The 15,260-nt window shown below is 39.8% G+C and carries 10 protein-coding genes; all 10 read left to right on the forward strand.

Going from position 1 to position 15,260, the window contains the following annotated elements; all coding sequences use genetic code 11:
• Window position 1 precedes the first annotated feature (1 nt).
• Entirely contained in the window at window positions 2-1,369 is a 1,368-nt protein-coding gene (locus ABDV71_RS08650; protein ID WP_343532049.1) for an MFS transporter, read from the forward strand.
• Window positions 1,370-1,387: 18 nt separating this feature from the next.
• Window positions 1,388-3,280 (forward strand): alpha-amylase family glycosyl hydrolase, encoded by a 1,893-nt coding sequence (locus ABDV71_RS08655; RefSeq protein WP_343532050.1) that lies wholly within the window; start codon window positions 1,388-1,390, stop codon window positions 3,278-3,280.
• Window positions 3,281-3,630: 350 nt separating this feature from the next.
• Window positions 3,631-4,218: an RNA polymerase sigma-70 factor gene (locus ABDV71_RS08660; protein WP_343532051.1), complete on the forward strand. Its 588-nt coding sequence runs from the start codon at window positions 3,631-3,633 to the stop codon at window positions 4,216-4,218.
• Between the two features lie 125 nt (window positions 4,219-4,343).
• Window positions 4,344-5,555, forward strand: a complete 1,212-nt coding sequence (locus ABDV71_RS08665) for a FecR domain-containing protein (protein WP_343532052.1) — start codon at window positions 4,344-4,346, stop codon at window positions 5,553-5,555.
• Between the two features lie 192 nt (window positions 5,556-5,747).
• Window positions 5,748-9,143 carry a SusC/RagA family TonB-linked outer membrane protein gene (locus ABDV71_RS08670; protein ID WP_343532053.1) on the forward strand — a complete coding sequence of 1,132 codons (3,396 nt, stop codon included), beginning with the start codon at window positions 5,748-5,750 and terminating at the stop codon, window positions 9,141-9,143.
• A gap of 12 nt (window positions 9,144-9,155) precedes the next feature.
• Window positions 9,156-10,586 carry a SusD/RagB family nutrient-binding outer membrane lipoprotein gene (locus ABDV71_RS08675; RefSeq protein ID WP_343532054.1) on the forward strand — a complete coding sequence of 477 codons (1,431 nt, stop codon included), beginning with the start codon at window positions 9,156-9,158 and terminating at the stop codon, window positions 10,584-10,586.
• An 8-nt stretch (window positions 10,587-10,594) separates the two neighbouring features.
• Window positions 10,595-11,893 carry a DUF5689 domain-containing protein gene (locus tag ABDV71_RS08680; RefSeq protein ID WP_343532055.1) on the forward strand — a complete coding sequence of 433 codons (1,299 nt, stop codon included), beginning with the start codon at window positions 10,595-10,597 and terminating at the stop codon, window positions 11,891-11,893.
• Window positions 11,894-11,910: 17 nt separating this feature from the next.
• A complete protein-coding gene (locus tag ABDV71_RS08685; protein ID WP_343532056.1) occupies window positions 11,911-13,281 on the forward strand; it encodes an SMP-30/gluconolactonase/LRE family protein in 1,371 nt (456 codons plus the stop codon).
• A 99-nt stretch (window positions 13,282-13,380) separates the two neighbouring features.
• Window positions 13,381-14,316: a phosphodiester glycosidase family protein gene (locus tag ABDV71_RS08690; protein ID WP_343532057.1), complete on the forward strand. Its 936-nt coding sequence runs from the start codon at window positions 13,381-13,383 to the stop codon at window positions 14,314-14,316.
• 43 nt (window positions 14,317-14,359) lie between these two features.
• Entirely contained in the window at window positions 14,360-15,259 is a 900-nt protein-coding gene (locus ABDV71_RS08695; protein ID WP_343532058.1) for a sugar phosphate isomerase/epimerase family protein, read from the forward strand.
• The last annotated feature ends 1 nt before the right edge of the window (window position 15,260 follow it).

The raw sequence follows: 15,260 nt of genomic DNA on the forward strand, positions 1-15,260 counted from the left end.
CATGACTCAAAAACCAATACAGAAGCCAGTGTTAAACCTATCGCAAATCATTAACATGAGCGTGGGTTTTTTTGGTATACAGTTTGGATGGGATTTACAGCGAGCCAATATGGGGCGCATTTATGAGAATTTAGGGGCAAATCCTGATCAAGTTCCCTTGTTGTTTTTGGCGGCACCACTTACGGGTTTGATTGTACAACCAATCATTGGCTATTTGAGTGATAGAACTTGGCACCCAACGTGGGGTAGGAGAAGACCATATTTTTTTATTGGTGCATTAATAGCATCGATAGCTTTGGTTTTTATGCCGCACAGCAGCGAGTTATGGATGGCGGCCAGTTTGCTGTGGATATTGGACGTGTTTGGCAACGTGGCCATGGAGCCATTCAGAGCTTTTGTATCGGATAAGCTTCCAGATCATCAGGTGAATAGAGGTTTTATCATGCAGAGCATGATGATTGGCTTAGGCGGGAGCATCGCCTCAGCCTTGCCATGGATCTTTAACAATATGTTCAGTGTAAGCAACGTAGCCAGTTTCGGCGAAATTCCCCACAACGTAAAGTACTCGTTCTATTTGGGGGCATTTTTCTTTTTTGCTGCCGTTTTATATACCGTATTAACCACTAAAGAGTATCCACCTACCGAAGAAGAAATCATAGAAAGCAAAAAGGGTAAAGGTTTTATCAATGGAGTTAGAGAAATTTTAGCCGCTTTTAAACAGATGCCAAAGCAAATGCGAATCATTTCCTTGGTGCAATTTTTTACCTGGCCAGGTTTATTCCTAATGTGGTTTTATTACACCACCGCAGTGGCGGTGAACGTATTCGGAGGAAAAGATGCCAGCGATCCGGTATATGCGGCAGGTGCCGATTTTGGTAGTTTAACCTTGGCATATTATAGTGTGGTTACCTTCCTGTTTGCCCTGATATTGCCTAAAATAGCTGATGCCTTGGGCAGAAAAGCCACTCATGCCATCTGTTTATTGTGTGGTGCTTTAGGGTTGATCAGTGTAGCTTGGGTCCACGATAAAAATATGTTGTATCTGTGTATGACAGGAGTAGGTATTGCTTGGGCAAGTATTCTATCTATGCCGTATGCCATGTTAAGCGGGTATTTGCCGAAAGCCAAAGTGGGTATTTACATGGGGATTTTCAATTTTTTCATCGTAATGCCTGAAATTATCGCGTCGCTAGGTTTCGGTTGGCTGATGAGGAACGTCCTAAACAACGATCGTTTATTAGCTGTGCAATTGGGTGGAGGTTTAATGATCTTGGCCGCAGTAATCTGTTATCTATGGATAAAAGACAATAGAAAAGAAGATAAGATTTTAGCAACTGAATTGGCCATAGAGGAAAATAAAACGGTTTAATCTCTAATTTTTTAGTCCATGAAGAAAATTATCTATTTACATGTGTTTTTGATATGTTTGGCTTTGGGGTGTAAGAAAAGCGAAAACCCAGGTCCAACACCGGAGCCAGTTGTACCAACTGTATCGTCTACAGAATTACCTGCGGAGGCTAAAGAAGGTGTCGTTTTTACAAACAATGGAACAACGGCTATCGTGACACTGTATGCCCCGGGTAAAAATTCGGTTGCTTTATTGGGCGATTTTAATAACTGGTCGGCCACTACATCCAAAATGACCAAAACCCCAGACGGTAGCTATTTCTGGATCAAGATCGACAATCTGAATGCAGCTGCAGAGTATGCTTATCAATTTTTGGTAGATGATCAATTGAGAATTGCGGACCCTTATTGTGAAAAGATTTTGGACCCTGTAAATGATGCCTATATTGATCAGGCAACCTATCCCAATCTCAAAACCTATCCAACAGGAAAAACTACAGGCATCGTGAGTGTAATGCAGGCCAGCCAACCAACCTATACTTGGAAAAATAGTTCATTCGTTCGTCCGGCCAAAAATAACCTTGTCATTTACGAGCTTTTAATCAGAGATTTTACTGCAGGACATACGTATAATTCTGCGTTGCAAAAGCTAGATTATTTGGTAGGATTAGGTGTAAATGCCATAGAATTAATGCCTGTAAACGAGTTTGAAGGGAATTTGAGCTGGGGTTATAATCCTTCATTCTACTTTGCTCCAGACAAGTATTATGGTACCAAGAACGATTTGAAAAAATTTATAGACGAATGCCACGGCAAAGGAATCGCGGTTATTCTGGATATGGTTTTGAACCATTCTTTTAGCCAATCGCCAATGGTACAACTATATTTTGACGGTAGTAAGCCCACCGCTAATAATCCTTGGTTTAATGTAGAGGCCAAACACCCCTACAATGTGGGATATGATTTTAATCATGAAAGCGGAGCGACCAAAGCATTTTCAAAAAATGTAATGAAGTTTTGGATGCAGGAGTATAAAATTGATGGTTTCCGTTTTGATTTGTCTAAAGGGTTTACGCAAAGGCAATCCAATGATGAGGCTAGTTTTTCGACCTACGATGCTTCAAGGGTTAACATTTGGAAAGATTACAATAATTATATCAAAAGCATAGACCCTCATAATTTTTATGTGATTTTGGAGCATTTTGCTGATGTTACTGAAGAAAAAATACTTGCGGATGAAGGAATGATGTTATGGAACAACATTAATCATAATATGAACGAGGCAACCATGGGCTGGTTGGGCAATTCTAACTTTCAATGGGGGTTTTACACTGATCACGGCTTTACTAGACCGGAAAATTTGATTACCTATATGGAAAGTCATGATGAAGAACGTTTAAATTATAAAAATTTAACCTATGGAAATGCCGCGGGATCCTATAATGTTAAAGTGCTAAATACAGCGCTAAAGAGACAGCAGATGGCTGCAGCCTTTATGTTGGCTATTCCGGGGCCCAAAATGGTTTGGCAATTTGGTGAATTGGGTTACGAAGTAAATATCGATTACAATGGTAGGACAGGAGAAAAACCCATCAGGTGGAATTATTTTGATGAGGTTGATAGAAAAGAACTTTATAACATATATGCTAAGCTGATTAGGCTAAAAAAAGCAAATGGCATATTTAATTCAACCAATTTTAGTTATAACCTAACAGGCGGAGTTAAATATATTAAGCTTACGGAGGGAAGTAATACAGTGGTGGTGGTAGGTAATTTCGATGTAGTAGCCCAAACAGCTAATATTGATTTTGGTAGTGGTGGTACTTGGTACGATGCGATGGGCGGCAATATTTCCCTGTCTTCTAATCATTACGGCCAAAATCTATTGCCTGGAGAATATCATGTTTATAGTAAAACAGCTTTGGTACCATAGTTTCATAATGTATTTGTAAGTATGTCGTCTTGAATCATTTGCTATCATCAATTTATCGCCGAAGAATAATCAGCCGATTTTTCCCAATCGCTAACTTCCATTTGGTTTGACCAACAGCTAGATTTTCACGCAGATGGTTTGCATAAGCTTTTTACTAATCTCTATTTAATGTTTGCTTAACATTAAGGCTGTTATTTTGTGGTTGAGATTCAAATAGCACATCGATCTATAAAATTTTAAGAAAATTTACCTTGTTGTTGGTTGATTTTCTTTTTGTTACTTTTACCTGTGTGCTTCATTTCAAAAGAAAGTAAACGATAGGTCATAAAACAATATTTTGGTGTTAAGATATGCTTCCTTTTCGGAGATTTAGTAATGAACAAATAAAAGACTTACGAGAAGGAAATGAACCTGCGTTCCAACACGTATATCTGTTCCTTGCACCAAAAGTATACAGTTTCGCTTATCGCTTTTTGAAAGATAAGACACAAAGCGAAGAGATAGTACAGGAAGCCTTTATCACGCTTTGGGAAAATAGACAGAAATTGGATGAGGAAAGGCCATTGGAACCTTATCTGTTCACCATATCCAAACGTTTGGTATTAGATAGTCTCAGAAAAGCAACCAGTTCCCAGGCTTTAAGGGAAAAGCTAATGCTTAAAATTTCCGAAAACCATAACGAAACTGAAGAGAGCATTATTCTTTCTGATCTGATGGCCTTTGCTGAAAAAGCGATACAAGAACTGCCCAAACAGCAACAAATTGTTTTTCGCCTAAGCCGTTTTGAAGGACTTTCCTATGAAGAAATAGGTGAACGCCTAAACCTCTCAAAAAATACCGTAAAAAATCATCTGGTAGTGGCCGTCAAAACCTTGAAAACGCATTTAGGTAACGAAGAAATGATTTACGCGCTACTGCTGTTGATCAATTTCTTTTGAAATTATCATATTGATTATAAGTTGTTTGTGCTTTTTTTGAAAAAATATCACCATTCAACTAGTCCTAAAGTTCCCTTCACACGTATTCTTTATATGTAGCCGCAATTTGCTGCTCTATAACCAATATGAACTCGGAAAACCACAGGTTGCAATTTTTGTTACAATCACTGATTGACCATACCATTACTAAGCAGGAACTTGAAGAGCTTGCAGAGTTATTGAAGCAATCGGACGATAATGAAGCTGTTAACGTACAAATGAGGCGCAGTTGGGAAAGTAACGAAGCTCCTCTTAAGAATCTTGATGAAGGATTATACGCCAAAATTGTTAGTGATTCTCGCTTTATAGCTGCTGCTCCCCAAAAGCAAACCATCATAGCAAAGTTAACTGCTCGAAATACTTTAAGATATTACGCGGCTGCCGCGGTACTCATTTGCTGTTTTTTGGGTTTGTATCTTTATAGGTATCAAGCATTGGAGCCAACAAGCAAGTCAAATACTTCTGAGTTTGCTCATAACAAGGGGATAAATGAACAAGTTGACCATGTCGTGTTAACACTTTCCAATGGGAAGAAACTGGTATTGGATCAGGCCGCCAACGGGCATTTAGGCAATGATAACAATGCTTTGATTTCAAAAACCAAAGATGGCCAAATTGTCTATAACCTTGGGAATATAGATACAGATAGTAGCGGTGAATTGGCTTATAATGCTATCTCTACACCCATAGGAGGTACTTATCAACTTATTTTGTCAGATGGGACTAAAGTTTGGCTTAACTCTAAATCAACGCTTAAGTTTCCGGTAGCTTTTAGTAAAACCCAAAGAAATGTAGAATTGGTAGGAGAGGGCTATTTTGAGGTTGCCCATGATAAAACCAAAACTTTCATGGTGTCGGCAAAGGATATGGATATACAAGTGTTGGGTACACATTTTAATGTTTCAGCTTACGATGATGATAACACCGTGAAGGCAAGTTTAATTGAAGGTTCTATAAAAGCAAATCACAACAACTCAGCTATACTATTGAAACCGGGCCAACAGGCTGTATTGAGAAACGGCTCTTCACAAATGATAGCTAAAAGTTTTGAAACTGATGAAGTAATGGATTGGAAGAATGGCTATTTCATATTTAGAAACGAACCCATTGGCGAAATCATGAAAAAGATAAGCAGATGGTACAACATAGAAGTCAAATACCAGGGCAATGTCAGTAATGAAGCGTTTGGCGGAAAATATCTGAAAAGCAATTCGCTTGCCGAGCTATTGAGCAGTTTGGAACTGACAGGTACCGTAAAGTTCAAAATCAACGGAAGGAGGGTAACTGTAATGCAATAATTCTACCACATCCAAACAGTTACATAAAATCAGGAGAGCTTGGACCCTCTCCCGATTTGCAAGCATCAAATGCTTTCCGGTAACTAAACTGACAAGAAGAGACAGATTAATTTAACCAGTATTCAAATGTATAAAAATTATACTTCTTTATTACGTGGAGTTTTCTGCGTGCCTTTAAAAATATTGCTCATAATGAAACTCATTATTGTTTTATTAACTATGGTAGGTTTGCAGGTAGCATGTGCTACGAGTTTTGCCCAGCAAATTACCCTATCTAAAACCAATGCAAAACTAGAAAGCGTAATTGCCGAGTTGGAAAAACAAACGGGTTATAACTTTATTTATAACTCTGGAATGATCAGCAAGATCAGTAACGTAACGCTATCCGTAAAAAATGCTTCTTTAAAAGAGGTGCTTAACAAAGCGTTAGAGAACCAATCGTTGAGCTTTACCATCAATGGTAATACAGTGGTCATTGTAGAGAAGGAACAGAAGCAGACGCAAATCAAAATTACGGGTACCGTAGTGGATAAGGATAATATGCCTATACCAAATGTTTCGGTAACGCTTAAAGACAGCAAGGTAGTTGAACTCACCAGTTCCGAAGGGAAGTTCAGTATCAATGTGCCCAACAGTAATGCAGTTTTGGTGTTTAGCTTTTTGGGCTTCGAAACTACTGAAGTAAAAGTGGGTAATCAGACCAATTTAAAAGTAGTACTCAAAGAAAATATCAATGCCCTAAACGAAGTGGTAGTAACCGCTTTGGGTATTAAACGTGAGGAAAAATCTTTAGGTTATTCGGTAACCCAAATCAAAGGCGAAGAATTGACCGATGCCATGTCCAATAACTGGACCGATGCTTTGACGGGTAAAGTTGCGGGTTTAAATATGATTAAATCAGGTGGTGGCCCAGCGGGTACCAACAAGATTATTTTAAGGGGCGAAAGTAGTTTAAGTGGCGATAATTCGGCACTTATTGTGGTAGACGGTGTAGTGGTAAGCTCAAAAATATCGGAAAGCAATGGTTCCTATTTAGGTACAGAAAATCCAGTGGATCACGGTAACGGAATCAGCGATTTGAATCCTGAAGATATTGAAAGCGTATCTGTATTAAAAGGGCCTGGTGCTGCGGCGCTTTATGGTTCAAGAGGAGCCAATGGAGCCATTATCATCACCACCAAATCCGGTAAGGAAAATCAAAAAGGTTTAGGTATTTCGTTCAACTCAAACGCTAGTTTTGGCACCATCAACAGATGGCCTGATTTCCAATACGAATATGGACAAGGCGCTATTGGTGTTAATGATTATTACTCTTGGGGAGTTACCGAAGATGGGCCGAACACTAAAAACACAGGCGCAGCCTGGGGCCCTAAATTTGACGGTCAGGAATATTACCAATGGGATCCGAACCTATTGACCAGAGGCAATGAAAGAACACCTTGGGTGCCTTATAAAAACAATAGGAAAGATTTCTTCGATGTTTCACAGACCTATACCAACAGCCTATCCATAAGCGGTGGTAATGCAAAAACCACTGCACGCTTAAGCTTCACCAATCTTCAAAATAAATGGATTGTGCCCAACACGGGCTATGATAGGAATACGATAGCTTTAAACGTTGCACAAAAAGTAAACGATAAACTTTCTATCACTACCAAACTAAGTTATAACAATAAAAGCAGCGATAACCTTCCCTCAACAGGCTATAACAATCAAACCGTGATGTATAACATCATTGCCTTAGTACCAAATGCAAACCTCGATTGGTATAAAACCTATTGGATTCCAGGCAGCGAAGGTTTAAAGCAATTAAGAATGTTCAGTAACGGTTTAGATAACATTTACCTATCGGTATATGAAATGCTGAATAAAATGAACAGGAACCAACTGATTGGTACGATTAGTGCAAATTATGAATTCTCTAAAAACCTAAATCTGATGGTAAGAAGCTCCATCGATTGGGCAGCAGAAGGAAGATCGCAACAAAAACCAAAGGATGCCGCAAGATTTCCAGAAGGGATGTTTCGTACGCAGGACCTAGACCAAAAAGAAACCAATAGCGACTTCTTATTAAATTATAAACAGAAAATAGGTAAAGATATAGAAGCCTCTTATTCCGTTGGAGGTTCGGCAATGATCAATAAATACAAAATTATTTCCATCAGTGCCGACAGGTTAAGATATCCTGGGATATACAGCTTCTCCAATGTGCAGGACAGGACCGAAGTAGTTTCGAGCACGAGAGAATATGCCGTAAACAGTTTATACGGTATGGCACAGTTTTCATTCAGGAATTATTTGTTCCTTGATATTACGGGCAGAAACGACTGGGCTTCAGTTTTGGCCACCAAGTCATCTCAAAAAAACGTGTCCTTCTTTTATCCTTCGGTAAACGTCAGCGCCCTATTCTCCGACATGTTCAAACTGCCCAAAGCCATTACCTTTTGGAAACTCAGAACCTCTTGGTCGCAAGTTGGCGGCGGCGGCGTAGTACCTTACCTAACAGGCTATTATTATAACCCTCGTACCACTTATCCATCTGGAATGGCTAATCCCAGCTATATTGCCAATGAAGATTTAAGGAATGAGCTATCGAGCACCATTGAGGTAGGTACCGATATACGTTTATTCAAAAGTAGGTTAGGCTTAGATGTAACCTATTACAGAAGCAATATCAAAGACCAGATCTTGAATGTTCCTTTGGATAGGGCAACAGGATATAACTATAGCGTAATGAATTCTGGTCTGGTACAAAATAAAGGTATTGAAATTCAACTGAACGGCGTACCTGTAAAGTCTAGGAAAGGATTAAATTGGGAAGTTACAGGGACATTTGCTGCCAATCGAAATAAAATTGTATCACTTGCAGACAGTGTAGATACCTATGTAATGCAAACTGGCCCTCGTGGTTCAATGGAAGCGAGAGTAGGAGGTCGTATGGGCGATTTATATGGATTGGGTTACTTGCGTTCACCAGATGGACAAATTGTATATAACTCGCAGGGCTATCCCATGCTTACCGAGCAGGCTATCTATTTAGGTAGGGCCACACCAGATTTCAACTGGGGGATTAGCAATGATTTTAGGTACAAACAATGGAGATTAAAAGTGTTGATTGATGGTCAATACGGAGCAGTTGCCTACTCCCACACCCATTCAGCAGCCTCAGTTGCAGGTAAACTGACCAACAGCTTACCAGGAAGATATACCGGAATTATTGGAAAAGGTGTGCAGCGAAACCCTGATGGGACCTATCGTCCTAATGATGTGGTTGCCGAGCAGGTAGGAACCTATTACACCGAACACTTTAAAGGTGATAACGTAGAAGCAAACACCTTCAGTACCGATTTCATTAAACTAAGAGAGATGAGATTGGATTATACCCTACCAGCAAGTTTAGTGAAGAAAATGAAACTGCAAAAAGCCGTGGTGGGTATTTATGGTCGGGATTTGTTTGTGTGGAGTGATTGGCCAGCCTACGATCCAGAATTTGGAACCTTAGGCAATAGCGACGTTCAAAGAGGATTTGAAGTAGCGCAATTCCCATCCGTAAGAACATTTGGCGTTAACGTATCATTTAGTTTTTAAGAAGAAGCCGAGATGAAAAAGATTATAGCAGCATTAATCATTACAGGAAGCTTAGTTTCTTGTACCAAGAATTTTAGTGAATTAAATACCAGCAAAGACGGTGCAGTAATGACTACTCCCGAAACTTTGTTGGGACCAGCAGTGCATGATGTATTAAAGAGGAACCTGAACAGATGTTTAAGGCTTACCCACGAGCTCATGCAAGTGCATGTAACCCTTTCTGATGGCGATGAAATACATCGATATGTGATCAGACCGCAGGAGTCTGATTATATGTGGAACAATTGGTACCTACAGTTGACCAACATTAGAGATATGTATGCCGGAGGTGATGCCATCAATAGCAATGCCTACATGGGCATTTCCTTGGTCTTAGATGCCTGGATATCCTCATTGTTAACAGACGTGTACGGAGACGTCCCTTATTTTGATGCCAATAAAGGTCGTGAAGGTATTTTACAACCTCGTTTTGATAGACAAAAGGCCATATACGAAGACTTGTTCAAGAAGTTGGAAAAAGCTAATGAACTATTTAAAACAGCCACTTTAGCCGATACAGAGGCCAAGTTGGATCCCATTTACGCAGGCGACTTAACTAAATGGAGAAAGTTTGGAAATAGTCTTTATTTAAGATTGTTGTTAAGAGTTTCGGGAACCGGAGAACTTAATGCCATCAATAAAATAGGAGAGATTGCAGATACCAAGAAAAGCAATTATCCCGTTTTCACCAACAACAACGATTCGGCTATTTTAAAATTCCAAACTACGGCACCTTACCTATCGGAATTTGCCGAATATCGAGACCTCGATTTTCAGGTAAATAATAGCTTGGGCGAATTTTTCATCAATAACCTAAATGAATGGAACGATCCACGTCGTGAAAAATGGGCCTCTAAAAAAGACAATGCCTACGTAGGGATTCAAAGTGGTTATCCCGTTGGACAAGTACCAGCACCGCAATCACAATATTTAGCCGCTTTAAAGAGCGAGCCACTTTTGGGAAATATCATTAATTATCCAGAACTGCAGTTTATTTTAGCGGAGTGTGCCTTAAAAGGATATATCCCGGGCGATGCACAACCTTACTATGAAGCAGGTGTCACCGCGGCCATCACCATGTGGGGGCTTACCGTGCCTACGGGTTACCTCACCGACTCGAGTGCACAATGGTACCCTAATGATGATGCCTCATTGAAACTCCATAAAATCATTCTTCAAAAATATTATACCTTATTTTTTACGGATTTCCAATCGTGGATAGAATACCGTCGTACCGGCTTCCCAGTTTTACCTAAAGGTTTTGGCTTGCAGAACGATGGAATCATGCCAACCAGATTAAAATACCCAGTGAATGTACAACGTGTAAACAGAGAGAATTACTCCATTGCGGTGGCTAATATGGGTGGCGACGATTTAAAGACTAAAGTTTGGTGGAATAAATAATGATGGAAATGAAAAAGAATTTAAAAATAGCAATAGGATTTATCTTAGCCTTGTTCGCTTTGGCATCATGTTCAAAAAATGAAAACGAGGCCTTGGGTACCATTAGTCCAATCATAGGAGTCAACTATGTTAAGGCACTTCATAATGGTGATGACGTTAATTTAGTGAAAGAAAAATTGATGGGCGCCACACAAATTGCGGGAGTGGTGATTTCAGATAAAAACAGTGGAAATTTTGACAGTAAAGAGTTCGTTTTACAAAATACCAACAAAGGCACCATTGCGGGGTTGGTCATTAAATTAAACGATCCCAATACGACCATCAATTACGGAGATTCGGTTAAAGTAGAAATCGAAAACTGTATACTGACAAGAGAAAAAGGAGTGATGAAAATCAAAGGAAACAGCCTAACACTTTCAAAAGTGACAAAAGTTTCCTCAAATAATACCCTTAAACCAATTGTTTTAACACCAACGCAGTTGTTCTCGCAATTTTATACCAGAGAAAGCACCTTAATTCAACTAAATAATACCACTATTCCCGATTTGATAGGTGGCGAAGTTTTTGCCGGAGAATATCGGTTAAGTGAAAATACTGCCATCTCTCTATTCCTAAACACAAGTGCCAATGCCAATTTTGCCCAAAAGTTTTTGCCTATGGTGGCTTCTTTTATTGGAATTCCCACTTATTACAATGCAAGTTCTGATTACTATAATACGGCGAAATTGCTCTTTAAAATGCCTAACGAAGATGCAGTCTTTAATCAAACAGGTTCCGTTTATTTAAACTTTCCGGAAGATTTTGAAGCGGCAGCAGCAAGTTCCAAATCACAATTTGTAATGCCTGCCATTAACGATAAGGTATCCTTTAAAACAGGAACGTGGCGAATTTACCAGGGAATTATTGGCGATAAGATTAATCAGGACAAGTTTAACCCTGTAGGTAAGCAGGCCATTAGGTTACAGGAGCAATTGAGTGTAGCAGCCTATTTGGAAATGGATTTCGATTTGCCAAATGGTGCTTCGCAAATTACCTTTTCTTATGGTGCTACCAATCCGGCAACGGGCACTGCTGTACCAAGCACTTTCATCTTGGAATATTCGCAGGACGGAGGTACCTCTTGGACACAGGCAGGCAACTCCTTAACCAGCGATGCAACGGTAGCGAAAGAAGCATCGTTCAGCTTAAATATTGTTGGAAACGTAAGGTTCAGGATCAATAAACTAGGGTTGGGAGCCAACGGGGCTGTGGTTAAAAATGGTCTGTTAAACATAGACGATTTTAAAGTTTATCAAAATGTCGATTAAATATTAATCATACAATTATGAAAAAGATATTATCTATTTTTTTAGCAGTAGTAGTCTTATTTGTCGCCTGCAAGAAAAATACATCAGAAAATACGCCTACAAATCCTTCCATTACCAGTATTGTGCCTGCCGTAGCGCAAGCAAACCAAGTAGTGGCCATTAACGGAAAACGTTTTTCAAAAAACACTGGAGAAAACATTGTGAAATTTGCGGGTGTAAGGGCCGAGGTAGTTTCGGCAACAGAAACCGAATTAAAGGTGAAAGTTCCCGCTAATGGTAGCACGGGCAATGTCACCATTACCATCAATAATCACACTTCCAAAGGCCCTATCTTCACTTATGGGGTTGCCGGAAACGACCCTATAGAATATGAGTACATTACCTCAACCTATGCAGGTTCCGCTACCGCTGGCAATGTTTATGGGGTGTTATTGGAAGCGCAATTTTCAACACTTGAAGGTGTAGCCCTTGACGAGAGCACTGGCGACCTGATTTTGGCAGATAGAGGCAACCAGATCATTAAGCGAATTAAGAAAAACGGAACGGAGGTTGAATTTGTAGCGGGTGTTAAAGGTGCAGGTACCGTAAATGGCCCTGTTGATGTGGCAAAATTTAACAACCCTTATAAAGTTGCGGTAGATAAATTTGGAAATATTTATACGGTGGATAATGGGGGTGCACGCATCAGAAAAATTGATATCGCCACCAATATGGTCTCTACTTTTGCAGGACCAACAGGTGCTAGCGTAACCACAGGATTTATTGATGGGCCAAGTACTACCGCCAGATTTAACGTTCCTATCGACGCGGTGGTAGACAATGAAGGATATGTTTATGTGGCCGATGCCAATAACAGCGCTATCCGAAAAATTAGTCCCGATGGAAATGTGACGACCTTGGCAGGAGCCGGCCCTTCGCAAAATGCTTTGGTAGATGGCGTATGGCCCAACGTAAGGTTAAACAGGCCTTCAGGAATTTGCCTGGATAAAGATGGGATGCTATTGGTCGCAGACAGGTACAATAACGCTATCCGAAAAATTGATCGACATACCGGAAAAACAACCACCATTGCAGGAACCGGTACCGCAGGTTTTAAGGACGATGAAGCACTAAAGGCCACTTTTAATCACCCTTTTGGTATTCACGCCGATAAACACAACAATATTTATGTGACCGAATTGAATAACAACGCGGTAAGGATGATCACACCAGAAGGCCGTGTAATTACCATTGCCGGCAATGGTGCCCTTGGCTTTGCAGAAGGAAAGGCCGGAGTATCTCAATTTTATAATCCTACAGACGTAACCGTAGATGACGATGGAAATATTTTCATAGCAGATATGAGTAATAACAGAATTAGAAAGATTGTTAAAGTTCCCAAAATCTAAACCATATCATGGGAGATTCCAATTTGGGATCTCCCTATTTTTGATAGAAAAACTTCATAATCATGGCAGTTAAAGCCATTCCCAAATCATAAATATCAAATGAAAGATAAAATACACTGGTTAATATTTTTGGTAGCTTTTTGGGCTGTTGGTTGTGCCCCAAAAAAGAACGCAGTTAGCTCAAATGCCACACTAGAACTATTGGATAAAAAAGACTGGAAAATTGATACCCTGCGTAAGGACATCGTTTGGTATCATTACAGTTCAACCAGCGACCCTGAATTTGCCAACCAAAATGTAAATGTAGTGAGCTTTGATCCGCGGGTTAAAATGGGCAATGCACTGTTGGAGTATAAAAAAGAGAAAGATTCCTTATCTGTATTTGCCTCGAGAATAACTGGGGCAGTTGCAGGGATTAATGCTACCTATTTTATTGAAAAGAAAGACTCTGCAGACTATATGCATCTTCGTTTAAAAGGTAGGGACATTCAGCAGGTAAAAGTACCCAAAAGCAGTATTTATTGGTGGAAGCATCAAGGTATGATGACTTTTAACGATGAAGGTACCCAGTTCGATATACAATTTTCTCCAGAAGATTTCACCAAAGTTAAAGCCTCCAATATCATTACCGGAGCACCCATGTTGATTGATAATTTCAAGCCCGTCGGTTTAACCTTTGCCGATACTGCTGGTTTAAAAGTCGATTTGAAAAAGCTTCATTATGAGCACTACCTTAAACACCAAGGTGTACGTCATCCGCGTACGGCAGTAGCCGTGACCAAGCAGGGCAAATTATTATTGATCACGGTTGATGGTAGGAATACCATGGCTAAGGGCATGTCGGCAAAAGAACTTACCCAGTTTTTGAGACGTTTCTTTAATCCAAAAGCAGCCATGAATATTGATGGCGGAGGCTCTACCATGATGTGGATCAAAGGCCAAATTCCCAATGGCATTGTAAACTATCCTACAGACAATAAAAAGTTTGACCACTACGGTCAGCGTATGGTCGAAACGGCCTTGTTCATCAAATAAATTGAATTAGAGATAATTGAAATAATTCCAAATCATAAAGAAAATGAAATTTAAACTACTTATAGTTACCCTGATCAGCTCGATCAGTATGAATGCACTTGCCCAAGGCAAGTTAAAAATTGGTTTTTCCATTGGTATTAATGCATTGACCCCTAAAAAAATGCAGCAAATTAAAGCGGCAGATATTGATTGTATTGAAACAGGTTTAACAGCTTACATCAATAAAGACTCTCTGACCTTTAAATTTTCTGATGCAGAAATGATCAGCAAGATTAAAGCTGCCAAAAAAGCGGCAGACGACGCTGGGGTGCAAATTTGGTCTATCCACATGCCCTACGGAAAAGAAATAGACATTTCCTTTGTAGACGAAGAACGACGCAAAAAAGTAATTGCCTTTCATAAAAAAGGTCTTGAGTATGCCAAGCTTTTACAGCCTAAAATCATTCTATTTCATCCTAGCTATTATTTAGGTTTAAACGAACGCGAAGAGCGTATCAAACAATTGGTGAAATCGGTAAAAGAACTCAATGCAGAAGTAAAAGCAGTTAAAGCCACTATGGTGGTAGAAAACATGTTGGGACCAGCGTTATTGGTGAGCAAAGGCGATCAGGAACGCCCGCTATTACGTTCGGTAGAAGAAGCCACCACCATATTCAAGATGTTCCCTAACGATGTTTATGCTGCGGTAGATCTGAACCATATTTCAAAGCCTGAGGAGTTATTGCTTGCCCTAGGTAAAAGAGTGAAAACACTACACGTAGCCGATGGTGATGGAAAGGCCGAAAGACACTATTTCCCCTGCGATGATAAAGGCGAGAACAACTGGAAAGCCATTTTTGAAGCTTTGGCAAAAATCAACTATAATGGACCTTTCATGTACGAGAGCAGCACCAAGGACTTGAAAGCTTACAGAGAATGTTATAACAAGCTTAGTGCGCTGTAGT

Origin of the sequence: Pedobacter sp., assembly GCF_039594775.1 — a bacterium.
Lineage (GTDB): Bacteria > Bacteroidota > Bacteroidia > Sphingobacteriales > Sphingobacteriaceae > Pedobacter.

Excerpts from the sequence above, each read along its gene's own strand:
- ABDV71_RS08690 (WP_343532057.1), top strand. The coding sequence starts at position 13,381 with ATGAAAGATAAAATACACTGGTTAATATTTTTGGTAGCTTTTTGGGCT.
- ABDV71_RS08655 (WP_343532050.1), top strand. The coding sequence starts at position 1,388 with ATGAAGAAAATTATCTATTTACATGTGTTTTTGATATGTTTGGCTTTG.
- ABDV71_RS08680 (WP_343532055.1), top strand. The coding sequence starts at position 10,595 with ATGAAAAAGAATTTAAAAATAGCAATAGGATTTATCTTAGCCTTGTTC.
- ABDV71_RS08670 (WP_343532053.1), top strand. The coding sequence starts at position 5,748 with ATGAAACTCATTATTGTTTTATTAACTATGGTAGGTTTGCAGGTAGCA.
- ABDV71_RS08685 (WP_343532056.1), top strand. The coding sequence starts at position 11,911 with ATGAAAAAGATATTATCTATTTTTTTAGCAGTAGTAGTCTTATTTGTC.
- ABDV71_RS08665 (WP_343532052.1), top strand. The coding sequence starts at position 4,344 with ATGAACTCGGAAAACCACAGGTTGCAATTTTTGTTACAATCACTGATT.
- ABDV71_RS08650 (WP_343532049.1), top strand. The coding sequence starts at position 2 with ATGACTCAAAAACCAATACAGAAGCCAGTGTTAAACCTATCGCAAATC.
- ABDV71_RS08695 (WP_343532058.1), top strand. The coding sequence starts at position 14,360 with ATGAAATTTAAACTACTTATAGTTACCCTGATCAGCTCGATCAGTATG.
- ABDV71_RS08660 (WP_343532051.1), top strand. The coding sequence starts at position 3,631 with ATGCTTCCTTTTCGGAGATTTAGTAATGAACAAATAAAAGACTTACGA.
- ABDV71_RS08675 (WP_343532054.1), top strand. The coding sequence starts at position 9,156 with ATGAAAAAGATTATAGCAGCATTAATCATTACAGGAAGCTTAGTTTCT.